The sequence below is a fragment of the Micromonospora sp. CPCC 206060 genome (assembly GCF_036906895.1).
Classification (GTDB): domain Bacteria; phylum Actinomycetota; class Actinomycetes; order Mycobacteriales; family Micromonosporaceae; genus Micromonospora.
The window spans coordinates 1-24,242 of record NZ_JBAKHU010000011.1 but is presented as its reverse complement, the minus strand read 5'-3'; the positions used below and the strand labels follow the sequence as shown (position 1 = coordinate 24,242).

The 24,242-nt window shown below is 72.1% G+C and carries 19 protein-coding genes, 1 tRNA gene and 1 pseudogene; 7 read left to right on the top strand and 14 right to left on the bottom strand.

The window, feature by feature from the left end; genetic code table 11:
• Positions 1–113: 113 nt before the first annotated feature.
• The 4 genes and pseudogenes from V6U90_RS10815 to cobC form a co-directional block, all read right to left on the bottom strand.
• Positions 114–1,880 (bottom strand): glycoside hydrolase family 10 protein, encoded by a 1,767-nt coding sequence (locus V6U90_RS10815; protein WP_334434085.1) that lies wholly within the window; start codon positions 1,878–1,880, stop codon positions 114–116.
• A 231-nt stretch (positions 1,881–2,111) separates the two neighbouring features.
• Positions 2,112–3,383, bottom strand: a complete 1,272-nt coding sequence (gene cobA / locus V6U90_RS10810) for a uroporphyrinogen-III C-methyltransferase (protein WP_442933563.1) — start codon at positions 3,381–3,383, stop codon at positions 2,112–2,114.
• Positions 3,380–3,619 (bottom strand): annotated as a pseudogene (locus V6U90_RS10805) (nicotinate-nucleotide--dimethylbenzimidazole phosphoribosyltransferase); the annotation flags it as partial. The gene cobA and the pseudogene V6U90_RS10805, both read right to left, overlap by 4 nt.
• A gap of 20 nt (positions 3,620–3,639) precedes the next feature.
• Complete coding sequence (gene cobC / locus V6U90_RS10800; RefSeq protein WP_334434083.1) at positions 3,640–4,707, bottom strand: Rv2231c family pyridoxal phosphate-dependent protein CobC; 1,068 nt, start codon at positions 4,705–4,707, stop codon at positions 3,640–3,642.
• A 121-nt stretch (positions 4,708–4,828) separates the two neighbouring features.
• Between cobC and V6U90_RS10795 the strand changes: the two genes are divergently transcribed.
• The gene (locus V6U90_RS10795) at positions 4,829–6,961 is read left to right on the top strand and encodes a transglycosylase domain-containing protein (RefSeq protein WP_334434081.1); all 2,133 of its coding nucleotides are present in this window, start codon (positions 4,829–4,831) and stop codon (positions 6,959–6,961) included.
• A 24-nt stretch (positions 6,962–6,985) separates the two neighbouring features.
• Here V6U90_RS10795 and V6U90_RS10790 read toward each other — a convergent pair whose 3' ends face one another.
• Positions 6,986–7,555, bottom strand: a complete 570-nt coding sequence (locus V6U90_RS10790) for a GNAT family N-acetyltransferase (RefSeq protein WP_334434079.1) — start codon at positions 7,553–7,555, stop codon at positions 6,986–6,988.
• A complete protein-coding gene (locus V6U90_RS10785; protein ID WP_334434077.1) occupies positions 7,552–8,949 on the bottom strand; it encodes a cobyrinate a,c-diamide synthase in 1,398 nt (465 codons plus the stop codon). Before V6U90_RS10785 ends, V6U90_RS10790 begins: the two co-directional genes overlap by 4 nt.
• A 187-nt stretch (positions 8,950–9,136) precedes the next feature.
• On the opposite strand from V6U90_RS10785, the gene V6U90_RS10780 reads away from it, so the two are divergent.
• Positions 9,137–9,961, top strand: a complete 825-nt coding sequence (locus V6U90_RS10780; RefSeq protein ID WP_334434075.1) for an SURF1 family cytochrome oxidase biogenesis protein — start codon at positions 9,137–9,139, stop codon at positions 9,959–9,961.
• Positions 9,962–9,983: 22 nt separating this feature from the next.
• On the opposite strand, the gene V6U90_RS10775 is transcribed toward V6U90_RS10780, so the two are convergent.
• The 6 genes from V6U90_RS10775 to V6U90_RS10750 all read right to left on the bottom strand — a co-directional run bounded on the left by V6U90_RS10775 (position 9,984) and on the right by V6U90_RS10750 (position 16,740).
• On the bottom strand, positions 9,984–11,567 hold the full coding sequence (locus V6U90_RS10775; RefSeq protein WP_334434074.1) for an ATP-dependent DNA ligase: 1,584 nt from the start codon (positions 11,565–11,567) through the stop codon (positions 9,984–9,986).
• Between the two features lie 109 nt (positions 11,568–11,676).
• On the bottom strand, positions 11,677–11,883 hold the full coding sequence (locus V6U90_RS10770) for a hypothetical protein (RefSeq protein WP_334434072.1): 207 nt from the start codon (positions 11,881–11,883) through the stop codon (positions 11,677–11,679).
• Positions 11,884–12,065: 182 nt separating this feature from the next.
• Complete coding sequence (locus V6U90_RS10765; RefSeq protein WP_334434070.1) at positions 12,066–13,436, bottom strand: dipeptidase; 1,371 nt, start codon at positions 13,434–13,436, stop codon at positions 12,066–12,068.
• Between the two features lie 21 nt (positions 13,437–13,457).
• On the bottom strand, positions 13,458–14,159 hold the full coding sequence (locus V6U90_RS10760; protein ID WP_442933562.1) for a uridine kinase family protein: 702 nt from the start codon (positions 14,157–14,159) through the stop codon (positions 13,458–13,460).
• Positions 14,156–15,703, bottom strand: a complete 1,548-nt coding sequence (locus V6U90_RS10755; RefSeq protein WP_334434068.1) for a cobyric acid synthase — start codon at positions 15,701–15,703, stop codon at positions 14,156–14,158. Before V6U90_RS10755 ends, V6U90_RS10760 begins: the two co-directional genes overlap by 4 nt.
• On the bottom strand, positions 15,700–16,740 hold the full coding sequence (locus V6U90_RS10750; RefSeq protein ID WP_334434066.1) for a cobalamin biosynthesis protein: 1,041 nt from the start codon (positions 16,738–16,740) through the stop codon (positions 15,700–15,702). The genes V6U90_RS10755 and V6U90_RS10750 overlap by 4 nt, the downstream gene beginning before the upstream one ends.
• A 343-nt stretch (positions 16,741–17,083) precedes the next feature.
• Between V6U90_RS10750 and V6U90_RS10745 the strand changes: the two genes are divergently transcribed.
• The gene (locus tag V6U90_RS10745) at positions 17,084–17,485 is read left to right on the top strand and encodes an HPF/RaiA family ribosome-associated protein (protein WP_334434064.1); all 402 of its coding nucleotides are present in this window, start codon (positions 17,084–17,086) and stop codon (positions 17,483–17,485) included.
• A gap of 102 nt (positions 17,486–17,587) precedes the next feature.
• On the opposite strand, the gene V6U90_RS10740 is transcribed toward V6U90_RS10745, so the two are convergent.
• On the bottom strand, positions 17,588–18,505 hold the full coding sequence (locus tag V6U90_RS10740) for a single-stranded DNA-binding protein (protein WP_334434062.1): 918 nt from the start codon (positions 18,503–18,505) through the stop codon (positions 17,588–17,590).
• 202 nt (positions 18,506–18,707) lie between these two features.
• Between V6U90_RS10740 and V6U90_RS10735 the strand changes: the two genes are divergently transcribed.
• From V6U90_RS10735 to V6U90_RS10715, 4 genes are all read left to right on the top strand, one after another.
• Positions 18,708–19,814, top strand: coding sequence for an alpha/beta hydrolase (locus V6U90_RS10735; protein ID WP_442933561.1), 1,107 nt, complete (start codon positions 18,708–18,710; stop codon positions 19,812–19,814).
• Positions 19,815–20,500: 686 nt separating this feature from the next.
• Positions 20,501–20,573 (top strand) — tRNA-Arg (locus tag V6U90_RS10725).
• 216 nt (positions 20,574–20,789) lie between these two features.
• Positions 20,790–22,082, top strand: coding sequence for a tyrosine-type recombinase/integrase (locus tag V6U90_RS10720; RefSeq protein WP_334434058.1), 1,293 nt, complete (start codon positions 20,790–20,792; stop codon positions 22,080–22,082).
• Positions 22,083–22,328: 246 nt separating this feature from the next.
• On the top strand, positions 22,329–22,979 hold the full coding sequence (locus V6U90_RS10715; protein ID WP_334434056.1) for a hypothetical protein: 651 nt from the start codon (positions 22,329–22,331) through the stop codon (positions 22,977–22,979).
• Positions 22,980–23,695: 716 nt separating this feature from the next.
• On the opposite strand, the gene V6U90_RS10710 is transcribed toward V6U90_RS10715, so the two are convergent.
• A complete protein-coding gene (locus V6U90_RS10710) occupies positions 23,696–24,151 on the bottom strand; it encodes a hypothetical protein (protein WP_334434054.1) in 456 nt (151 codons plus the stop codon).
• Positions 24,152–24,242 lie beyond the last annotated feature (91 nt).

Genomic DNA, 24,242 nt, shown 5'->3' with positions numbered 1-24,242 from the left:
CCGTACGACGACCGGAAACGGCCGGGTGACCCGATCGGGTCACCCGGCCGTTCCGTCTCCCCCCGGGCACAACCGCCGTTCCGTGTTTTCCCCCCGGGTCCAGCGGTGCGCGCTCAGTTCGGTGCGGTGACGCTGACCGGGGTGCTCTCGTGGTGCAGCCGGGACACCGCCGTGACCAGGTAGGTCACCTCGCCGACCGGCGGCGGGGCCGGGTCGGTGAACCGCTGGGTGCCGGTACCGGCCGCCCGGGGTACCGCGATCAGGTTCCGCCCGGCCTCGATGCCGCAGCCGGCGCCGTCGGCCCGGTAGACGGCGAAGTAGGTGGCGGCGGTGCCACCCGGGGCGGCCGTCCAGCTCAGCTCGACCCCGGTCGCGGTCCGCCGGGCGGTCAGCCCGGTCGGGGCGTACGGGGCGGTGCCGCCGAGCCGGGCGTTGACCGGGACCAGCGCCGGGTTCCGGTAGAAGTCGGTACGCAGCCGGTCGGCGAAGCCCAGCGGGTTGGCCAGCAGTTCCTTGATCGAGTAATGGATGTCCCCGGAGACCCGGTGGTCCCGGTTGAGCACCAGGTGCCCGGGCATCTCCTCCGGGTCGCCCCAGGTGGTGATCCGGTACGTGGCCTGGCCGACGTAGAGCTGCACGTCGGTGCCGGCAACCACATCCGACCACCAGGGCACCAGCACCTCGTACGGGGCGGCGGTGAAGCCGATGGTCCAGTAGAGCTGCGGGGCGAGGTAGTCCACCCAGCCCTGTTTCACCCAGCTTCGGCTGTCCGCGTAGATGGCGTCGTAGGACTGGAGTCCGGAGGTCGCCGAGCCGAGCGGGTCGGTCGAGGCGTTGCGCCAGATGCCGAACGGCGAGATACCGAACCGGACGTGCGGCTTGACCTGCCGGATCCGGGCGGCCACCTCCTGCACGAGGGTGTCGACGTTGGCCCGGCGCCAGTCGGCCAGCGAGCGTCCAGCGCCGTATGCGGCGTACTCGGCAGCGTCGTCGAAGACCTGTCCGCTGACCGGGTACGGGTAGAAGTAGTCGTCGAAGTGCACGCCGTCCAGGTCGTACCGGCCGACCGCGTCCATGATCGCGTTGACGGTGTGCTGCCGGGCCGCCGGTACCCCGGGGTTGTAGAACAGCTTGCCGTCGTACCGCTCGATCCAGGTCGGGTTGGTCCGGGCCGGATGCCCGGCGGACAGCTTCGTCACGTCCGGCTGGGTGCTCACCCGGTACGGGTTGAACCAGCCGTGCAGTTCCAGGTTACGGGCGTGCGCCTCGGCGACGGCGAAGGCGAGCGGGTCGTAACCCGGACTGCCGCCCTGGGTACCGGTCAGGTACTGCGACCACGGCTCGTACGGCGAGGGCCAGAAGGCGTCGGCGGCCGGGCGGATCTGGAGGAAGACCGCGTTGAGCCGTAGCGCCTTCGCCTGGTCCAGCAGGCTGCGCAGCTCGGCCTGTTGGGCGGCGACGGTCAGCCCGGTGCGGGACGGCCAGTTGATGTTGCTGACCGAGGCGATCCAGGTACCCCGGAGCTGCCGTTTGGGCAGGTCACCGACCGGGCATCCGGCGGCGGCGACCCCGGCCGTGTGCCCGCCGGCAGGCTGCGCCGCACTGCCGTCGCCCTGCGGACCAGCGCCCTGCGGACCAGCGGCCCGTGCGGCACTGCCGTCGCCCTGCGGACCAGCGGCTTGTGCGGCACTGCCGTCGCCCTGCGCACCAGCGGCTTGTGCGGCACTGCCGTCGCCCTGCAGAGCAGCGGCCCGTGCGGCACTGCCGGCAGCCGGGGACCGTGCCGCGCTACCGGCCGTCGGGGGTGTCAGCCCCAGGCCGACGAGCAGGACCAGCGCCGAACCCGCCAGGACCCGCCCGAGTCGCACCCCATCGCGCATCGCCGCACCTCCGCGTCCCCGCCGCCCGGCGACGGGCGTCCCACGCCGGTCGGCGACAGGTGTCACCACCGAGTGGCGACAAGCTTCGCGCAGCTTCATCGCTATGTAAAGATGTTTCGATATCTACCCGTGTCCCCGGCATCCGTGTCGGCTGGTTCAGCCAGCACCGCAACGTCGGGAGATGCTGCGGCCCGGCCGGTGGGCAGGCGACGACATCCCCCGAGGTTGCCGTCAGTCGACGAGGGCGTTCACCACGTCGCCGACCACCACCACGGCCGGTGGACGCAGACCGGCCGCCACGGTCTCCTCGGCCACCCGGCCGAGCGTGGCACGCAGGATCCGCTGGCTGCCGGTCGTACCCTCCTGCACGACGGCGGCGGGGGTGTCCGCCGGGCGGCCGTGCGCGATCAGCGTGCCCACGATGGCGGCCAGGTTCTTCAGGCCCATCAGCACCACCAGCGTGCCGCGCAGGCCGGCCAGGGCCGGCCAGTTGACCAGCGACGCCGGGTGGTCCGGGGCGACATGGCCGGAGACCACGGTGAACTCGTGCGCCACCCCCCGGTGGGTGACCGGGATACCGGCCACCGCCGGAGCCGCGATCGAACTGGTCACCCCGGGCACCACGGTCACCGGGATGCCGGCCTCCGCGCAGGCCAGCAGCTCCTCACCGCCCCGACCGAAGACGTACGGGTCACCGCCCTTGAGCCGGACCACGAAGGATCCGGCCCGGGCCCGGTCGACCAGGATCCGGTTGATCTCCTCCTGCGCCCGGGACGGGCCGTAGGGGATCTTGGAGGCGTCGACCAGCTCGACGTCGGGCCGCAGCTCGTCCAGGAGCAGCCCCGGCACGAGCCGGTCGGCGACCACCACGTCCGCCTCGGTGAGCAGCCGCCACCCCTTCACGGTGATCAGCTCGGGGTCGCCCGGGCCGGCACCGACCAACGCCACCCGCCCAGCCGGGGTGTTAAGCGGGGGCCCTTCCTCTACCGAATGCGTTAACAGGGGGCCCTTCCTTGCATCAAGGAGGGTGCGGATGGCGTCGCGGACGGCGACTGCGCGGCGGGGGTCGCCGCCGCCGAGCACGGCGACGGTGACCGGGCCGTGCCGGGTCACCGCCGGGGTCCAGGCGGTGGCCGCCCGTCGGTCGTCGGCCCGGACGCAGAAGATCCGGCGTTCCTGGGCGGCGGCGCTGACCGCCGCTGCGGCGAGCGGGTCGTTGACCGCCACCTGGACCAGCCACGCCCCGTCGAGGTCGTCCGGCTGGAACCGGCGCGGCACCCAGTGCAGCCGGCCGGCGTCGACGTGCGCCTGGAGGGCGGGGGTGAGTTCGGGGGAGACCAGCAGGACGTTCGCGCCCGCGTCGAGCAGGGCGGGTACCCGCCGACTGGCCACCGCTCCCCCGCCGACCACCAGGACCCGCCGGCCGGCGAGCCGCAGGCCGAGCGGGTAGAGGTTCACCGTGGGTGCCCCGGGCCGCTCCGGGGATTCCGGCTGTCCGGTCACTTCTCCGCCACCCCCGTTGAGTCGAAGGTCGCCACCTCGTGCCGCACCCGGACGGCGCCACTGACCACGGGGAGGGCGAGCAGGGCGCCGGTACCCTCGCCGAGCCGCAGGCCGAGGTCGATCAGCGCGTCCAGGCCGAGGTGGCGCAGCGCGAGGGAGCCGGCCGGTTTGGTCAACCGGGCGTGCCGCTCACGGGCCGCGACCAGCGCCGGGGTGTCCAGCGGTCCGATCGCCGCGATCGTGTTCTCGAGCAGCATCACGCCTCCATGGTCTCGGCCAGCACGCTGACGAAATTGTCCGTGGTGGCCGGGTCGCGTACCGCCACCCGGACCCAGTCCGGTCCGAGTCCTGGGAAGGTGTCGCCGCGCCGGACCGCCCAGCCGCGCTCCCGCAGGGCGATTCGCACCCGGTCCGCGCCGGGTGTCTCCAGCAGCACGAACGCGCTGGCCGGTGGGGCGCCGATGCGGACCCGGGGCAGGTCGGCCAGCCGGTCGACAAGGTGGGCACGGTCTGCGGCGAGCCGGGCGGCGATCCCGCGCTCGGCCGCGACCGCCGTCGGGGTCGCGCAGGCGGTGGCGGCGACGAGCGCCGGGGTGGAGACGGCCCAGAGCGGCTGTACGGCGGCCAGCCGGGCGAGCAGCCCGGCCGGACCGAGCAGGTAGCCGATCCGCAGCCCGGCGAGACCCCAGGTCTTGGTGAGGCTGCGGACCACCACGAGTCCGGGCAGGTCCCGCCGGTGGGCGAGGGTTTCCGGTTCGGCGACCCCGGCGGAGCTGATCGTGGTGTCGGCGAAGGCCTCGTCGACGACGAGTACCCGGCCGGGGCGGGCCAGCGCGGCGACGGTCTCCGCTGGGTGCAGGACCGAGGTGGGGTTGGTGGGGTTGCCGACGACGACCAGGTCGGCGTCGGCGGGTACCCGGTCCGGGTGCAGCCGGAAGCCGTCCGCCGGGTCGAGCAGCACCCGCTCCACCCGGTGTCCGGCGGCGTGCAGGGCGGCCTCCGGCTCGGTGAACTGCGGGTGCACCACGACCGGCCGGCGGGCCCCGTGCAGTGCCCGGGCGAGCAGCACGAACCCTTCGGCCGCCCCGGCGGTGAGCAGCACCTCGGCCGGTGGGCGGTGATGCCGGGCGGCGACTGCGGCGCGGGCCGGGCGGGGGTCGGGATAGTCGGCGAGCCGGGTCAGCGAGTCCCGCAGCGGCTCGGCGAGCCAGGGTGGCATCGGTTCGCGGCGGACGTTCACCGCGAGGTCGACCAGGCCGTCGCCGACCTCGGCGTCACCGTGGTGACCGAGATCGATCGTCGGTTGCGCGGGCGGCCGGTGCATGAGGGCGATCCTGCCGGGAACGGGACCGGCAGGACAGGCGCGGGGGGCGTTAGCCGCATCACCACCCGAGCAATCATGAGAAACACTCACGTACGGCCGGCGGGTTTCATAGCTTGAGGTCGTGAGACAACCCCTCGCCGCCACGGGTCGGCTCGTACCCCTGTTCCGTGCCGGGCTCATCGCCGGCATCGTCCTGGCCGCCGCCGCCTACCCCCTCGCCGCCGCCTTCGGCATCGGTGCGAAGACCACCGCCGACGCGGTCCGGGAGAAGGCGTCGATGCTGCGCGACGTCCGTCCCGCGCAGACCTCGTACGTCTACGCCAGTGACGGGCGCACCCCGCTGACCATGTTCTACGAGGAGTACCGGACCTACGTACCGCTGTCGGCCATCTCGCCGCACATGCAGCAGGCGATCGTTGCGGCCGAGGACACCCGCTTCTACACCCACCACGGGGTGGACGCCAAGGGTGTGGCCCGTGCCTTCGTGGTCAACTCCCAGTCCGGCGGGGTGTCCCAGGGCGCCTCGACGCTGACCATGCAGTACGTCCGGATGGCCCTGCGGGACAGCGCCACCACCCCGAAGGAGGTGCAGGAGGCCACCGCGCAGACCAGCATGCGCAAGATCCGCGAGATGCGGACGGCCATCGACCTGGAGAAGAAGCTCAGCAAGCCGGAGATCCTGGAGCGCTACCTGAACTCCGCGTACTTCGGCCACCGGGCGTACGGCATCTACGCCGCGTCGGAGATCTTCTTCTCCAAGAAGCCCAAGGACCTCACCCAGGTCGAGGCGGCCACCCTCGCCGGACTGGTCAAGTCCCCCTCCGAGTACGACCCGGCCAGTTCCGACCAGAAGGCCGCCACCGACCGGCGCAACTACGTACTCGACCGGATGCAGGTCATGGGGTACATCTCCCCCGACATGGTGCAGAAGCTGAAGCGCGAGCCGATCCGGCTGGACCTGACCGACCCGCCCCGGGACTGCACCGCCCTGCCGGAAAAGTACAACAGCTGGGGTTTCTTCTGCGACTACCTGAAAAACTGGTGGAGCGCCCAACCGGCGTTCGGGGAGAACCCGCTGGAACGCATCGACGCGCTACGCCGGGGCGGTTACAAGATCGTGCTCAGCCTCGACCCGAAGGTGCAGGAGGCCGCCGAGAAGAACATCGGCGCCAAGGAGAGCACCGGCAGCCCGTTCGCGCACGGCCTGGTCGCCGTCGAGCCCGGAACCGGCCGGGTCAAGGCGATGGCGGTCAACCGGACCTACTCGCTGGACCTCAGCAACAACGGCGAGCACACCAACCCGAACGCGACCAGCAAGATGAAGAGCAACTACCCGAACACGGTCGCCCCGCTGCTCGGCGGCGGCACACTCCCCGGGTACCAGGCCGGGTCGACGTTCAAGATGTTCGTCATGCTGGCCGCCCTCGACCAGGGCATGCCGCTCTCCACCGCGTTCGACTCGCCGCACCGGTACCAGTCGGAGATCTACAACGGTTGGGCACCCTCCAACGCCAGCGGCGCGATGACCGGGCGGCAGACCATGTGGTCCGGCTTCGGCAAGTCGGTGAACACGTACTTCGTGTGGCTGGAGGAGCAGGTCGGCGCCGAGAAGGCGGTCCGGCTGGCCGAACGGCTCGGGCTGCGCTGGCGTACCGACGTGGACCGGGACATGGCCTCGGCGGAGAAGGCGAACACCTGGGGCGCCTTCACCCTGGGTGTCTCCGACGCCACCCCGTTGGAGATGGCGAACGCGTATGCGGCGATCGCGGCGGACGGCCGGTTCTGCGAGGCCCTGCCGGTCCTGGAGGTCAGCCAACCGGACGGCACACCGGCCCGGTACATCACCGCCTCCGGGATGGTGCAGGAGGTCGCCAAGCCGCGCTGCCGGCAGGCGGTGACCGCGGACGCCGCCCGGGCGGCCACCGACGCGGCCCGCTGCCCGACCGGTGACACCCCGGCCAAGGGCTCGTGCGGCGGCTGGTCGACGGCGGACAGCGTCCGGGGCACGGTGGGCCGCCCGGTCGCCGGCAAGACCGGTACCACGGACAGCACCCGGTCCGCCTGGTTCGTCGGGTACACCCCGGAACTCGCGGCGGCCAGCTTCATCGCCGACCCGGACAACCCGTTCAACGCCGTCGGTGACGGCCAGTCCCAGAGACCGATCGCCGCGGTCGCGGGGACCCTGCACGACGCGCTGGAGGGGCAACCGGTACGCCAGTTCCCCGAACCGTCCGACGCGATCGTGGGCGGGTGAGCCCGGGCGTCCAGGGCCGTCCGGTCAGCGCAGGTCGGCGGCGACGAAGGACCAGACCTCCAGGTCGACCCGGCCGCCCCGGACCACCCCGGCGTTGCGGAGCAGTCCCTCGTAGCTGAACCCGGCCTTCTCCGCCACCCGCCGGGACGCCACGTTGCCGGGGGCCACCCGCAGCTCCACCCGGTGGAAGCCGTGCTCCAGGATCAGCGCGATGGCCAACGCGTCGACCGCCTCGGCGGCCAGCCCGAAGCCCCGGGCCTCCGCCGCGACCGCGTACGACACCTCGGTCACCTGGGCACCCCAGTCGGTACGCCGGGTCCAGAGGCAGCCGACCAGCCGGTCGTCCTCCCGGCGGAGCACCGCGTAGTGGTCACCGTCGCCGCTGTCCCGCCGCTGCCAGGCCAGGTCGGTGCACCACGCGGACCCGTCGATCTGGCCGGATTCCTCCCGCACCGGCAGCCAGCGCTGGGTCTGCCGGTCGGCGAAGATCCCGTCCACCGCCTTCGCGTCCTCCGGGAGCAGCGGGCGCACCTCGGTACGGGGTGTGGAGACGGTCAGCATCGGGAACCGGCGTACCGCCACCTGACCGATCACGTTCCCACCTCGTTCCGTTCCGGCCGGGCCGCCGCGTCGACCACCCGGCGGGCGATCTCCGGCAGCCCGGCCCAGTGCAGGCTCAACTGGGAGGCGTGCACGCCCCGCCAGACGAACCCCTCCGGGGCTCCGCCGGGCCAGTTCCAGGCCGGCCCGGCGCCGGCCCGGGGAGTGAGCACGACGCGGTGGCACTTGTAACCGACCACCCGGGTCCCGGCCGGGGCCACCAGGCTGTCCGTGCCGGCCACCGCCGTCCGGTAGCCGACGACGACGCCGTCCCGGGTGGTCGCGGTGGTGTCGAGCACCCCGCACATCGGCCGGCCGTCGGCCTCCCGGGCCAGCCAGAGCAGCCCGGCGCCCTCGGCAAGCACCGGACGGCCGGCCCGGGCCAGCCCGGCGACCCCGGCACCGAGCCGCCGGTTGGCGGACAGTTCCCCGGCGTACGACTCGGGCAGCCCGCCGCCGACCACCAGGGCGGCGGTACCGGGCGGCAGCGACTCGTCGCGCAGCGGGTCGACGGTCACCACCTCGGCCCCGGCGGCGGTGAGCAGCTCGGCGGTCTCCGGATGGCTGTACGAGCCCTGCGGCCCACCGGCGAGGGCGACCACCGGTCGTGGTCCGGCGGTCGGCTCCGCCGACGGCGGCCCGGCCGGCGACCACGATTCGACCGGCGACCACGGTTCGACCGGCATCGGTGGCGCCGAGCCGGCCAACGCGGCCAACCGGTCCACGTCGACCCGGGCGGCGACCGCCGCGCCGAGCCGCTGCACGGCGCGGACCGCCTCGGCGTCGGCCCGCAGCGCCGGCACCACGCCACGCTCCCGGGCCGGCAGTACGGGCGGCAGGTCGCCCCGCCCCAGCGCGCCGAGGACCGGCACCGCGATGTCGTCCAGCGCCTCCCGCAGCAGCTCACCGTGCCGCTCCGAGGCGACCCGGTTGAGGATCACCCCACCGAGCCAGAGCAGTTCGTCGTACGCCCGGAAGCCGTGCACCAGCGCGGCGACCGACTGGCCCATGGTGGCCACGTCGACGACCAGCACCACCGGGCTGCGCAATGCGGTGGCCACGGCGGCGGTCGACTCGGTCTCCGGCCGGCCGGCGACGCTGTCGTAGAGCCCCATGGTCCCCTCGACCACGGCGATCCGGGCGCCGGCCGCCCCGTGCGCGAAGAGCGGCGCGATCCGGGCCGCACCGACCAGCCGGGGGTCGAGGTTGCGTCCCGCCCGGCCGGCGGCCAACCCCAGGTACGCGGCATCGACCTGGTCGGGGCCGACCTTGAAGGCGGCCGGGGCCAGCCCACGGGCGGCGAAGGCGGCGAGCAGGCCCACGGCCACGGCCGTCTTGCCGTGTCCGGAGGAGGGCGCGCTGAGCACCACGCGCGGCACGACGGTCATCGTCGACTCCTCGATCGGACGCAGATCATGGCACGGGCCAGCGGCGGTCACGGCGGGGCCGGATCCGCCCGCGTGACGATACCCAACCGATCTTCCCGCCGGACCCGACGAACCGCCCGGATCGGACGACGACCGCCGCGCCGTACCGCCGGTGCCGGCGGGTGGCCCCGGGCACCCGGGTAACCTCGTGGGCGTGTACCGGTTCCTGTCCACCCCACGCTGGCTGGGCATCCTCGCCCTGACGCTGGCCGCCTCGGCGGTGATGGTGCTGCTCGGCATGTGGCAGTTCAACCGGTACGAGGAACGCACCGCGATCAACGACCGGATCGACAACGCCGGGCGGGTCGCGCCCGCACCGCTGCGCGACCGGCTGCCCGCACCGACCGGCCCGGCGGGCACCGCCGGGCCCGCGCCGTCGGCCGACACCGCCTGGACCCGGGTCACCGCCACCGGCCGGTACGACAACGCGAACGTGATCCTGGTCCGGGGTCGTACCGTCGAGAGCCGGGTCGGCTTCGAGGTGCTCACCCCGCTGGTGCTCGCCGACGGGTCGGCGGTCCTGGTGGACCGGGGTTGGGTGCCGCCGGCGCCCGGCGGGGCCACCGCCCAGCCGCAGATCCCCGACGCGCCGACCGGCGAGGTGACGGTCGTCGGCCGGGTGCACCTGACCGAGAGCAATCCCGGGAGGGTGGACCGCCGCAACGGCCGGATCGAGACCCGGCGGGTCGGGGTGGAACGGCTCGCCCGCGAGCTGCCCTACCCGGTCCATGGTGCCTACCTGCTGCTGGAGGAGCAGGCCGCATCGGGCGAGCCTGCGGTCTTCGAGCCGATCCCGATCAAACACGAGAACAACTGGCTCAACGGCGGGTACGCGGCCCAGTGGTGGATCTTCGCGGTGATGGCGCTCTTCGCGTACGGCTGGTTGGCCCGTCGGGAGGCCCGGGGCGGGTCGGGCGGCGCCCCCGCGCCGCTGGACCGGGCCGCCGAGCCGGCCCCGACCGCCCCGGTCTGATCCGGCTGCGACCCCTGGCCGGTCAGCCGGTGGGTCGGCCGGCGTGGATGGCCCGGACGGTGTCGATGGTGTCGGCTTCTGCGGCGCTCTTGTCCGCGCGGTAGCGGACCACCCGGGCGAACCGGAGCGCGACCCCGCCCGGGTAGCGGGGACTGGTCTGCACCCCGTCGAAGGCGACCTCCACCACCTGCTCCGGCCGTACCCGGACCACCCACTCCCCCCGTTCGACCGCCAGCTCCAGGAACCGTTCGGTCTGCCAGCGCAGCAGCTCGTCGGTGAGCCCCTTGAACGTCTTGCCGAGCATCACGAACCCGCCGGTGGCCGGGTCCCGGGCGCCGAGGTGCAGGTTGGAGAGCCATCCGCGCCGCCGTCCGCTGCCCCACTCCACGGCCAACACCACCAGGTCGAGGGTGTGCCGGGGCTTGACCTTGACCCAGGCCGCGCCCCGCCGGCCCGCGTCGTACGGCGCATCGGGCGCCTTGACCACGACGCCCTCCTGGCCGGCGTCGACGGCGGCGGCGAACGCCTCGGCCGCCTGCTCGACCCGGTCCACCTCGACCCGACCGACCAGCAGCGGCGGATCGACGACGGCCGCGAGCGCCGCCCACCGGTCCCGGCCAGGTTGATCGAGCAGGTCGGTGCCGTCGAGGTGGAGCAGGTCGAAGAAGTACGGGGTGAGCACCGTCGCGCCGGTGGTGGCCGCCGCCGCGAGCACGGCCGGTGCGACCGGCGACGTGCCGGTGGTGCTGGGGGTGGTCCGCCGGGCGGCCCGGCTCGACGTCTGCTGGAACGGCAGTGGGCGGCCGGTCTCGTCGAGCCCGATCGCCTCACCGTCGAGCACCAGCTCGCGGGCCGGCAGGGCCCGCACGGCGGCCACCACCTCCGGTACCCGGGCGGTGATCTCGTCGAGGCTGCGGGTGAAGACGGCGATGTCCGAGCCGGACCGGTGCACCTGGATGCGGATCCCGTCGAGTTTGACGTCCACCACGGCGGGGGTACCGGTCGCGCCGAGCGCCTCGTCGACCGTGGGCGCGCTCTGCGCCAGCATCGGCGCCAACGGCCGCCCGACCCGAAGGGTGAACCCCTGGAGCGCGGCGGCACCGCCGGTCAACGCGGCGACCGCCACCGCACGCAGGTCACCGGCGACCAGCAGGGCCCGCCGGACCAGGGCCAGCGGCACGTCGGCCGCCCTGGCGACCGCGTCCGCCAGCAGACCCGCCTGGGCGCCCTGGCGCAGTTCACCACTGAACAACCCGACCAGCATGCGTTGCTCGTCAGCGGTGGCGGCGGCGAACAGCGCGTGGAGCAGCTCCCGACGCCGGGCCTGCGAGCCCGGCCCGCGCACCTCGGCCAACTCGGCGATGGCCGCGTCCACCGAGGCGACGGTCAGGGTCGGCACCGCTGCCGGCGGGGGCAACTCCCGCAGGCTGGCGTGGCCGACGCCGGTCTGCCGTTGCCGCAGCTCACCGGCGAGATAGCCGGAACCGGCCGGCAGCTCGCCGGGATCCAGGGCCCGCAGGGCGGCGGCCAGTAGCTCGACCTTCGCCCGCCGGCCGGAGGTCGCACCGACCGCGGCGGAGGTGGCTGCCAGATCGAGGAACCGCACGGGCCCATCCTGCCAGCCACCACCGACGACGGTGCCGGATCGACCGCTGCTGCCCACCTGCCCGTCCCAGCCGGGCGGGCGGGCAGCAGCGGTCGGGCACGCCCGCCGCTCAGGCGGAAACGGGCTCCTCGATCCGCAGCCCCCGGGCCCGCACCTCGTCGGCGATCCGGGAAAGCAGCGCATCGAGCGTGCAGAGGGCGGTGGAGAGCTCACCGAGCTGCTCCCGGAGCGTGTCCTCTGGCCACGCGGAGACGTGGACGTCCCCCAGGGCACTGATCGCGGCGTCGAGCCGCGCGATCGCTTCATTCGAACGCATGTTCGACAGGGTAGCCCAGTCGACCGTCCTGCGCCCCGTTTTCGCCCGTGTTTCTCCAGGCCAGTCCACTTGTCCGGGTCCGGCCCGACCCGTCTGGCCAGCAGCCGACCGGGCGGCGCGGGCCAGGACCGGACAGATCAGCCAGCAGCCGACCGGGGCGGCGCGGGCCAGGACCGGACGGATCAGCCGGCAGCCGACCGGGCGGCGCGGGCCACGTTCGCCAGCAACAGGGCCTCGGCCAGGCAGGTCCGGGCGAACTCGCCCAGGTGCAGGCTCTCGTTCGGCCCGTGCGCCCGCGCGTGCGGGTCCTCCACGCCGGTCACCAGGATCGCGGCCTGCGGGAACATCTCCTGGAAGGTGGCGATGAACGGAATCGAGCCACCGATGCCGACGTCGACCGGCGCGGTGCCGTCCCAGGCGGACCGGAACGCGGCACGCGCGGCGTCGAACATCGGCCCCGAGGCGTCGATGACGCACGGGTCGCCGTCGTGCTCGAAGGTCACCATCACCTGCGCGCCCCAGGGCACGTTCTTCTCCAGGTGCGCGGCGAGCGCCGCGTACGCCTGCTTCCGGTCGTCACCCGGGGCGAGCCGCAGGCTCAGCTTGGCCTTCGCCACCGGCACCAGGGCGTTCGGCGCCTCGCCGGTCGCCGGAGCGTCGATACCAAGTACCGCCAGCGCCGGCTTCGACCAGATCCGGTCGGTGAGCCGGCCGGAACCGATGAAGGAGACCCCGTCGACCATGCCCGCCTCGGCCCGTAGCCGGTCCTCCGGATAGTCGACGGTCGCGGCCTCCCGGGCGACCAGCCCGGCGACCGCCACGTTCCCGGCGTCGTCGTGCAGTGTGGCGAGCAGGCGGGCCAGCGTGGTCAGCGCATCCGGGACCGGCCCGCCGAACATCCCGCTGTGCACGGCCTGGCCGAGGGTACAAACCTCGACGAAGCAGTTGACGATGCCGCGCAGCGAGGTGGTCAGGGCCGGTACGCCGATGTCCCAGTTGGTCGAGTCGGCGATCACGATGACATCCGAGGCGATCTCGTCCCGGTGCTCGGCCAGCAGCCGCTCCAACGAGTCGGAGCCGTACTCCTCCTCGCCCTCGATGAACAGGACCACGCCGACCGGCAGCGCGTCACCGAACGCCCGCAGCGCCGCGACATGCGCCATGATACCGGCTTTGTCGTCGGCGGCGCCGCGTCCGTACAGCCGTCCGTTCCGCTCGACCGGCTCGAACGGCTCGCTCTCCCAGAGCGACCGGTCGCCCACCGGTTGGACGTCGTGGTGGGCGTAGAGCAGCACGGTCGGCGCGCCGGGCGGTGCCGGGCGCTTGCCGATCACCGCGGGCTGACCGCCCGAGCGGACGATCTGTACGTCGAGGTTGCAGCCGCGCAGCAGCTCGGCCACGGCCTCGGCGGAGCGCTCGACGTGGGAGTGGTCGAAGCCGTCGAAAGCGACGCCCGGGACACGGACGAGTCGTTCCAGGTCGGCCCGGACGCCAGGGAGTTCCCGCTCGACGGCGGCCCGCAGCTCGGCTTCGGTCATGGTCGGTATGGTCATGACCGAGATGGTATTCCGGCCTTACCTCGCCACCGGGGACCGGACCGGACGGGCGCCGCGTCGACGCAGCCCGCCGCGCCGGTCGGCGGTGCCGCCGATCCGGACATAGCACCGCCCGGGATCGTGCGGCAGCTCCGGGGCACCGTCGACGACAAGGTCCGCATGCCGCCGGGTGGCCTCGGTGGTGAAGTGGGCCCGCTCGTTCCGGCGCCAGCGGACCAACGCGGCGGCCACCTCCGCCCCGTCCCGGGCCAGCGCGCGGGCCACCCGCAGCCGGGTGGGCGCGGTGACGAAGACCGCGAGGGCCAGCTCCGCGCGGATCGCGGACCGGGCCACCCCCACCCCCTCCAGGATCACCACCGGGGACGGCGGCACCGGCACCAGGCGGGGGGTGAAACACCGCCGGACCCAGCTGTACCGGTGGTAGCCACCGGGCCGCCCGGCCCGCAGCGGAGCCAGCACCGTCTCCTCCAGCCGGGGCCAGAAGGTGAACTGGTCGGCCCAGCCGTCCAGCAGGTCGTCGGCGTGCACCACCGGGGGCGGTCCCGCCCCGGGCAGGGCGGCGAAGGCAGCGGCCAGCCGGGCCGCGAACACCGTCTTGCCCGCCCCGCTCGGCCCGTCGACGGCGACCAGTCGGGTACGCCCCAACCGCGCCGGTGCCCGCAGCACCCGGTCGGCGAGTCCGGCGTACGACTCGACCACCCGGGCCGACGATCCGCTCATGCCGGCGGGGCCGGTGCGCCGGGCGGTACGAACGGCAGGCCGGCGGGGCAGCCCTCGTCGATCAACCGCCACAGTGCGGCGGTGTCCAGGTGTTCCTCGACCAGGTCCCCGAGCAGGTCGAGGGCACGGTCCCGGACCGCCTGGAACGAGGTGTCCGGGGCGACCCGGAAGCCGGTACGCCCGGCCTGTCGGGCCGCCGTGGTGAGGAAACGCCGGCGGAACCCGTCGCACTCGAAAGCGCCGTGCCAGTGGGTGCCGGCGACGTTGCCGAGGATCGCCCCTTCGTCCCGGCCGTCGGCGTATCTGAGCACTGGTGACAGTCCCGGGTCGGTACGGGAGACGTACCCGTGGTGGATCTCGTAACCGGAGACCGGGACGTCCCCGTCAGCCGTGCCGGACGACCGCGTGACGGTCTTCCGCCCGGCGAAGGTGATCTCGACCGGCAGCAGGCCCAGCCCGGGTACGCTGCCCCGCCGGCTCTCCACCTCGTCGTGGATCACCCGGCCCAGCATCTGGAAGCCACCGCAGATGCCGAGCAGCGGCCGCCCGGCGGCGACGTGCGCGCGTACCGCGTCGGCGAGGCCGGTCTCCCGTAGCCAGGCCAGGTCGTCGACGGTGGACTTGCTGCCGGGCAGGACGACCAGGTCGGCGGCGGCAAGCTCGGCCGGCTCGACGGTCAGGCGCACCCGGACGCCCGGTTCGGTGGCCAGCGCCTCCACGTCGGTGGCGTTGGAGATGCGGGGCAGCCGGACGACGGCGACGTCCAGCCACTCGGCGCCGACCGGTGCTGCCGGCCGGCCGAGCACCCGGCCGTAGGCGAGGGAGTCCTCGGCGTCCAGCCAGAGATCGAGGTGCCAGGGCAGCACCCCGTACGTCGGTCGCCCGGTGACCGAGGCCAGCATGTCCAGCCCCGGGGCGAGCAGTCCCCGGTCCCCCCGGAACTTGTTGATCACAAAGCCGGCGACGAGGGCCTGATCGGCCGGCTCCAGCAGGGCGACGGTACCGAAGAGGGCGGCGAACACCCCGCCCCGGTCGATGTCCCCGACCACGATGGTGGGCAGGTTGGCGTACCGGGCCAGCCCGAGGTTGACGTAGTCGCTGCTGCGCAGGTTGATCTCCGCCGGGCTGCCCGCCCCCTCGCAGACGACCACGTCGTACGCCCCGCGCAACTCGTCGAGCGCGGCGAACGCGGTCTGCGCCAGCCGGGGTCGCAGGCTTCGGAAGTTGCCGGCGGTGACCGTGTCGACCGCCTCGCCGAGCAGCACCACCTGGCTGGACAGGTCGCTGCCCGGCTTGAGCAGGACCGGGTTGAACCGGAGGTCCGGGGCGACGCCGCAGGCGGCGGCCTGCATGGCCTGGGCCCGGCCGATCTCCCCGCCCCGCCCGTCCGGTCCGACGACCACCGCCGAGTTGTTGGACATGTTCTGCGCCTTGAACGGCGCCACCCTGACGCCCTGCCGGTGCAGCCAGCGGCAGATCCCGGCGGTGAGCACGCTCTTGCCGGCGTCGGAGGTGGTACCGGCGACCAGCAGTCCCCCGCTCACCGGCTGCCACTTCCTGGGGTGCCGGGCAACCGGTGCCCTGGCCCGCCCGGGACGGCTGCGGCCCGGCGGAGGGTGGGCACAATGGCCCGGACGAGCCCGGGGAGAGCCACGGCGAGTCCGACCGATCCGACCAGTGCCGCCAGCCCCACCGCACCCGACAGTCGGGTCGCCCGCCTGATGTGCCGGGCCTCGGGCCGGGGCCCGTCACCGAGGAACGGCCGCACCTCGGACCGCCCGAAGTAGACGTTGCGACCGCCGAGCCGGACACCGAGCGCGCCGGCCATGGCCGCCTCACACTGCCCGGCGTTCGGGCTCGGGTGGTCGTCCCGGTCCCGGAGCCAGACCCGCCAGGCCCGGCTGCGGTCCCCGTCCACGAGGGGAGCCAGCGCGATCGTGAGCAGCCCGGTCATCCGGGACGGCACCAGGTTGAGCACATCGTCCAGCCGGGCGGCCGGGGTGCCGAACCGGGCGTACCGTGACGACCGGTGACCGACCATGGCATCCAGGGTGTTCGCCGCCCGGTAGCCGAGCAGTCCGGGCAGCCCGGCCACCGCACCCCAGAACAGTGGCGCCACCACCGCGTCCGAGGTGTTCTCCGCCACCGACTCGACGGTGGCGCGGGCCAGCTCGGGCTCGTCCAGCGTCGACGGGTCCCGGCCGCAGAGGTGCCCGAGCCGGCGGCGGGCGGCCGGCAGGTCACCGCGCCGCAGGGCACGACGCATCAGGTCGGCTTCGCGGTTGAGGGTCCGGCCGCCGAGTACGGTCCAGGTGCCGGCGGCGACCAGGGCCGCGCGCGCCACCGGATGCCGCCGGGTGGCAGCAGCGGCGACCGTACCGATCAGCACGGGTACACCGACCGTCGTAGCGGTGAAGGCCGCCCCGGCCCGCCGGTCCGGCCGGTACAGCCGCTGTTCCAGCGCCCCGGCGAACCGCCCGAATCCGGCCACCGGATGTCCACGCCGTGGGTCCCCGAGCCACGCGTCCAGCGCGTACCCGGCCAGCAGCCCGGCAGCGTTCGCCACTCCGGCTGTGCTCATCCGCACCCCTACCACCCCCGCCCGGAGCCTAGTGGCCGTCACCGTCCGTCCCCGTCGGCCGGTGGCCGGTGCCCACCCGACGGCCACGTCATCCCGGCAGGCGTCCGGTGCCCACCCGACCGCCACCGTCATCCCGGCAGGCGCCCGGTACCCACCCGACCGCCACCGTCATCCCGGGCAGCGCCCGCATTCCCCGGCAGGTGCCCGCCGGAGCACCGGTTGGTTCCAGATCACCACCGGCTGGGTACGGAACAGGGACCGAGCCGAAAGGTCAGAAAATGGTGAATAGTTACATCGCTGCCAGTAGCCAGGATCAGCTCCCGATCGCCAGTGAGGTGGCGGCATGAGTGCGCACGCCAACCCGGCCACCGTCGCCGACTGCCTGCGCCTCGGTGCCGGCTTCTCGCAGAACGACCGGAACTGGATCGTCGAGCAGTTCGCTCCGCTAAACACCCGGCTGGCTGCCTTCCCGGCGAACGGCACGGACCTTGAGCTGACGGTGAAGGAGCGGGCCGCCCGGGGCCAGAAGGTGACCCTGGAGTGCCACATCCCCGGTCAACCCCGGATCGTCGCCACCTCCGCCGAGGAGGCGCTGCACGACGCGCTGAACGACGTCCGCAACGACCTGCGCCGGCAACTGAACGACGCCAAGACCCGCACCGAGCCGGGTAGCAACAAGCACCTGCGGAACACCGGGCCGGCAGGTCCGGCCGCTCCGCTCGATCCGGAGCAGCTCAGGAACTGACCACGGGGGTGGTGCCGTGTGATCTCCCGCACGGCACCACCCGTCCGTCTGTTGGCCGGTCAGGTCGACCTGTTGACCGGGGTCAGGCCGACGGACCCACCGTCAGACCGGCACCGGAACCCGGCCCCGCCCACGCCTGGCCCGGCCGGTGGGACGCGCCGACTGCTCCCCGTCCCCGGTCACCGGGCCGTCCGTCAACCCCTGACCCGTCAGCTCGGGGTCACCGGGCTCTTCCGGGCCGCGCAGACCGTCAGCCACCCCATCCGGATCGGTCGGCTCGGCCCGGTACCCGGCATCCGGCTCGTTCGCAGGGTCGGCCGGGTCGAGGAACTCGGCCAACTCGTCATCCGTCAGGACAGCACCCGGCGGCACCGGGGCGCCCGGCGATGCCACAGCACCCACCCGGTCCGGACCGGCACCCAGCGGGTACCCGAAGGTCGGCGCGGGACCGTACCCCGGGGCGTACCCGGTGGGGCCGCCCGTGGACGCGGGCCCGATCGGCGGGGTGAACCGCAGCTCCGGCGGCTCGAACCCGTCGTCGATCGGGCCGGCCTGCGGGACGACCGGCACTTGGTCGTCCGGAACCGGTTCGGTGGGCTCACCGTGCACCCGGCTGTCCGCGGCGGCGTCCTCCACCGTGCTCGTCGCCAGGGTCGGCCGGTTACGCAGGAAGCGCCCCCGCCCACGGGACAGGTCGTGACCGACCGCCACCGCCTCCAGCTCGTAGAGCGTCCGGTGGGTGCCGGCGTCGTCGATCCAGTCCCGGGTGTAGAGGCGGCCGACCACGACCACCGGGTCGCCGACCATGACCGAGGAGGACACCCCCTCGGCCAGCTTCCGCCAGCAGTTCACCCGTACCCGCAGACTGTTCCCGTCGACCCAGCGACCACTCTCCCGGTCCAGCCGGCGGGCCGTCGAGGCGACCTTGAAGTTGGCCACCAGGGTGTTGCTCTGGGTGGTACGCCGCCACTCCGGCGCGGTTAGGACATTACCGATGACCGTTACGTAGGTATCGAACACGATCCCTCCACAGGGCTGCTGGGTTGCACCGTCCGAGTCGACTCAGCGCAGAGCGTGGACCCTCGGCGGTACCCGGGGCGACCCACCGACGCGAAGCTGTGGACAACGGAACCGCCTGTGGAAAAGAACCTGATCACGTCACAATGTGCTACGCGCCGCCCCACCTACCGTCCGGTAGCTTTCCGGCGTACCGTCGGCGAACATGGAACCGGACGTGCTGGGAGCGCCGTACGAGCGGCAGACGATCGACCTGGGCACCGACGACGAGGGGCCGGTGGTGGCGACCCTGGTCCGGCGCCGCGCCGAACGCCCGACCGGACGGGCCGTGCTGCACGTGCACGGCTTCGTCGACTACTTCTTCCAGACCCATGTGGCGGACTTCCTCACCGCACGGGGCTGGGACTTCTACGCCCTCGACCTGCGCAAGTACGGCCGCAGTCTGCTGCCCCACCAGACCCCGAACTTCTGCCGCGACCTCGGCGACTACTTCCCCGAGCTGGACGCGGCAGCGGAGATCATCCGGGGCGGGGACGGCAACCGCACCCTGCTGGTCACCGGCCACTCGACCGGCGGTCTGATCACCTCGCTCTGGGCGCACGCCCGACGCGACGCTGGCATCATCGACGGCCTCTTCCTGAACAGCCCGTTCTTCGACTTCAACGCACCGTGGTTCGTCCGCCGGCCGCTCGCCGCCGCCGTCTCCCGGTTGGGCGGCCGGTCCCCCTACCGGATCGTGCCGCTCGGCCTCTCCCCGGTGTACGGCCAGAGCCTGCACGCCGAGCACCACGGCGAATGGAGCTACGACCTGGCCTGGAAGCCGCTCGGCGGGTTCCCGGTACGCGCCGGCTGGCTGGCCGCGATCCGTCGGGCCCAACAGCAGCTCCGTGCCGGTCTGGCCATCCCGGTACCGGTGCTGCTCGCCTGCTCCACCCGCAGCTTCCGCAGCACAAAATGGCACGACTCGGCGGCCCTGGCCGACGCGGTACTCGACGTGGAGCACATGGTCCGCTGGGCTCCCCGCCTCGGGCACCACGTCACGCTGGCCCGTTTCGACGGGGGCATGCACGACCTGACCCTCTCCGGTCCTGCCGTACGCGAGAAGGTGCTCAACGAGTTGGGCCGCTGGGCCGATGCGTTCCTGGCGCCGGACCGGGTGGAGGACCATCGGGTGGAGGACCATGCGGCGGATCCGGCCGGGACCGGGACCGGAACTGCCGCCCCTCCCCCGGCCAGGGTGCCCGGCGCTCGGGGTACGACTCCCGGTCCGCAGGGCCCGACGGAGCACCCTGCGGCGGTACCGGCCGGTTAGCGGGACCGGACGGCCCGGACTCGGCAGGCCTCGGGGCCGGTACGGGTGGCGGCCCGGACGGCGCCGGCCCGCCCGGGGTGAACGGCTGCCACACCCCGTCCCGCCAGATCAGCAGGTCCCGGCTGAGCAGGTGGGCACCACCGGCGAAGAACACCCGGTCGACCCCCCGACGCACCTTTTCCAGCCCAGGTACGGAGAGGCTGCTGGTCACGATCACGACGTCCCGGGCTGGTACCCCCACCACCAGTTGACCCGGCACCGAGTGCCGCAGGTCCGCCCAGAACTCGTCGACCAGCAGCACACTGCACTCCAGGCCGGCGAAGGAGAGCATCAGCGCCGGTGGTTGACCGTGCACGCGCAGCCCGTCCAGCGCCGCGTCGAGGTTGTCCAGGGCGGCCCGCCGCAACGCCCGCCGGTTCACCCGAAGCGCGTCGAGGTCGGCCCAGGTGACCAGCCGCTCGCCATAGGGCGGCCCGAAGGAGTACGCCACCCGGAGCGAGTCGGCGAAGTCGTCGAGCAGATGGTCGGGGCCGACCTGCTCGTCCTCCACGGACACCAGGAGCGGAAGAAAGCGGGTGCTCGTCACCTGCACCCATGAAAACCTAGTATGTGCTGGCCAGCCTGGCATCCCCCCGTGCGGCCCACACCGCCACGGGCGGCGGTACCCTGCTGACGCGTAACACCGCGCGCCCGTAGCTCAGCGGATAGAGCAGGGGACTTCTAATCCCAAGGCCGCAGGTTCGAATCCTGCCGGGCGCACAGGCACTTCTCCCGCTCGCGCGGCCCGCGTGGAGCCGTTCGTGGCGCCAACGAGCAACGGTGGCCACGCGGCGAGATCGAAACTTTCCCAGCGGGTCACCCGCGTGAGGACTCGATCCCCTCACCGGCAAGCGGCACTACCTCACCAAGACCATCCCGACCGGGCGGAACGCCCAGCGGGAAGCCAAGAAGGCACGTACCCGGCTACTGGCCCAGGTGGACGAGAAGCGCAGCCCGCGTACCCGGGCCACTCTGGATCAACTGCTCGACCGTTGGCTTGAGGTCACGGACATCGAGGCGACCACCCGGATGGGCTACACGAACAAGCTGAACAAGCACGTACGGCCGGTGCTCGGCAAGCTGCCGGTAGCACGCCTCGACGCTGAGACGTTGGAGTCGTTCTATGCCAGCCTGCGCCGCTGCCGCGACTGGTGCGGCGGCAAGGCGTACGTCAAGCACCGGGTCAACGGCGAGCACACCTGTACCGCAACGTGCCGGCCGCACGTCTGCAAGCCGCTCAGCGCCTCATCGGTGCGCCAGATCCACTGGATCCTCAGTGGCGCCCTCAGCCGCGCGGTCCGGTGGCGCTGGATCGCCGTCAACCCGGCAGGGCAGGCAGAACCGCCGGCCCCACCGCACCCCGACCCGCAACCGCCGAACCCGGTCGATGCGGCCCGCATCATCAACGAGGCGTGGCAGGACCCGGACTGGGGTTCCCTGGTCTGGCTCGCCATGACCACCGGCGCCCGGCGGGGCGAACTGTGCGCCCTGCGCTGGCACCATCTCGACCTGGACGCCGGAGTCCTGACGCTGCGCCGCAGCGCCTACCTGGACGAGAACGGCCAGTTGCAGGAGAAGGACACCAAGACCCACCAGCAGCGACGGGTGGCGCTCGACCCGGAAACGATCGAAGTGCTGCGGGAACTGCACGGCCGGTACATCGACCGCTTGGCGCAGCTCGATGCGAAGGCAGATCCCGCCGACTACGTCTTCTCCCCCGAGGCGGACAACAGCCGGGGCTACCGACCCGACACCATTACCCAGCGGTGCGGTCGACTCGCCGCCCGACTCGGCATCACCAGCCACATTCACGCCCTGCGCCACTACTCGGCAACTGAGCTGATCAACGCAGGTGTCGACGTGCGGACCGTCGCCGGCCGACTCGGTCACGGTGGCGGCGGCACCACGACGCTCCGGGTCTACGCCGCCTGGCTCTCCGAGTCGGACCAGCGCGCCGCCGGCACCCTCGCCGCCCGAATGCCACCCCGCCCGGTCAACCCGACGCCGCGCAGCTCCGCGAGCAGCCCGTACCGGCTGATCGCCGACGACCTGCGCGAGCAGATCCGTACCGGCCGGCTGAAGCCTGGCGACCAACTCCCCGCAGTTGCCGAGTTGGCGACGACACACAGCGTCTCGGTCGGTACTGCCCATCGAGCTATAGCCCTGCTTACCACAGAAGGGCTGGTAGACGTTGTTCGAGGTCGCCGAGCGACTGTCGCGGGCGTATGAGCTGACGATCTCTGACGATGAACGCATATGAGATCCGCTTCCCCACCAGGTTTTATCTGTTCAAACCTCCAGTGCATACGGAAGTCGCCATCGCCTCTCTACGGGTCGGGGGTCGCTCTCTTGAGGACTGGAGCAAGGCATAGAGTAGACTGGACTGTCGCCCAAAATTTGCCGAGCTCTGCGATCGTGACCGATTACAGAACGCCGGGGGTAGGCTCCGATGGTGTTCTCTGGTATTAATTCAGCATGACCGACGGCATTCCCCTCAAACTCCGCCTCAAGCCAGACGACTACCGCTGCGTGTGGCTTGTACCGGGAGACACCGGCCAGCTCCGCCGATTGGATGGTGACGTCGATCTGATCGCCGATCGCCCTCCAAAGGGAAATGCATACGGCGAGGTCCCGATGGAAATTAGCATTTTCCCCAACGGTACGACGTTTGCCCACTTTCCTCAAACTTCATCCCACTCGATACTGCGGGGCGAAATGCGGAACGGGCTCGATCTACTGCTTCTAGATGCCGATATAGTCGCCTGGCATCCAGATGCCGCCGCAGTGCGTGCTCGCGCCGCGCTGACTGGGCGGTGGCCTCAAAACGAGCCACTCCTCTTCGACGATCTCAAAATTCAAGTGACAGGACTCGACACGCTTGCCGGGGTCGGCCCTCTAAAGTCCTTCAGCTTTCCCACCAGTGGCCTGCATGGTCAGCCATGGACAGTCGAAGCCAACCCCGACAGCCAGCAGGGATGGTCCGACGACGGTGCCACCCTGAGCCTCAACTACGACGGATCGTTCAGCGTAGGTGACGCATACTTCTACAGAATGGCCTTCAGTCCAGTTATTTACATAAAACTGTGGCAGACTCGCCGGCAGGCAGCAGGGTCGTCCGCACGGTAATGGGCGGGACCCGGGGTGCGATCTGGGCCGTCAGCCCTGCTGCCCTCATAACTCTCGTGACTGCTTCGTCCCGCAGGATAAGCTGCCGGAACAGTCCACCGTCGTCCGTGGGTGTCCGGCGTCGGCCGCCCCGATCGTCACCCAGATGGTCACCCACCTACTCGGCAGCCGAACCATCCCGATCTCCGACTAGGCGCCCGAGGAAGAAACGCGCTCCACTATCTCCGGACCGTGCTCGCTGTCGCAGATCCGCCAAACGGCCTTCCTCGTAGAGCAGCCGGTTCAGCCGTCTGCGTGCATGCGCATCGCATTGACCGAGAGCTGCCAGTTCGACATGACGTCCGGCGCGAGCAAGTAGATCCATGTGCCACAGGTGTGCATCATGGCGCTCGTAGTCGGAGCTGTAGCATTCCGCAACAGCGCCGACCATCGCGATCGCTCGTTCCCAGTCGCCCTGCTCCTCGGCAACGCGGGCAGTGTCGGACCAGTGAGGCACGGACATCATCGTAGGTGGCGCTTACCCTCAGCTTGGGAATCGCGTTGATCTATACCGTGGGTAGCCGTGCTGTCTGGCAAGCGAGCACGGAGCGTCCAGCTTGCTGCTGCCGGGGTGCCGTTGCTCGCCGGTATTGACCGCTGTATCGGGCACGCATCGGGCACGGCTGCTGGCAGCTCGGCCGTTGGCGTCCGCTCCAGGCGTCAGGTCCTCCAAGAAGTCATCGAGCTAGGTTTCGTAGCCGGTCTGCGATCACGAAGGCTGCGTCGTCCGAGCCCTTACGCACCCTTGTGCCGGTTATGGCGTCGGCCAACGCGATCAACTCCTCCGGCGGCAGGCTGTTCGCTCCTCTACATATGGGCAATCTCACCTGGAGTTCCGAGTCCGGAGAACGAGCGATCAGCAGTGACATGCCGTCTCGCCGTGGATCATCCTCCGTGTCGATATTCGCCGTGGACAGGTCCACCCACCGCGTCCGGAGCCACCGGCGCTCACCGAGCAACGTCCCGTCCAGCCACGCTCCGTACAAGATCACCCCGATTCCTGCCAAGCTGACCGCGCCAACGATGTAGACACCCAGGAAGAACCCGGCAGAGACAAAAAGGTGAGGCAGCAGTGAGCCCCACAAGTTGATCGGGTTCTCCGTAACCGACTCAAGAATCAAGTCAAGGGGCACCCAGAGCAGGACCCCTGCTGTAACGATGGTGACTGGTCAGGTGGTCGCTGCGCCGGTGGGTAGCCAGGGACAGCCGGCGACGAGTTCGGTG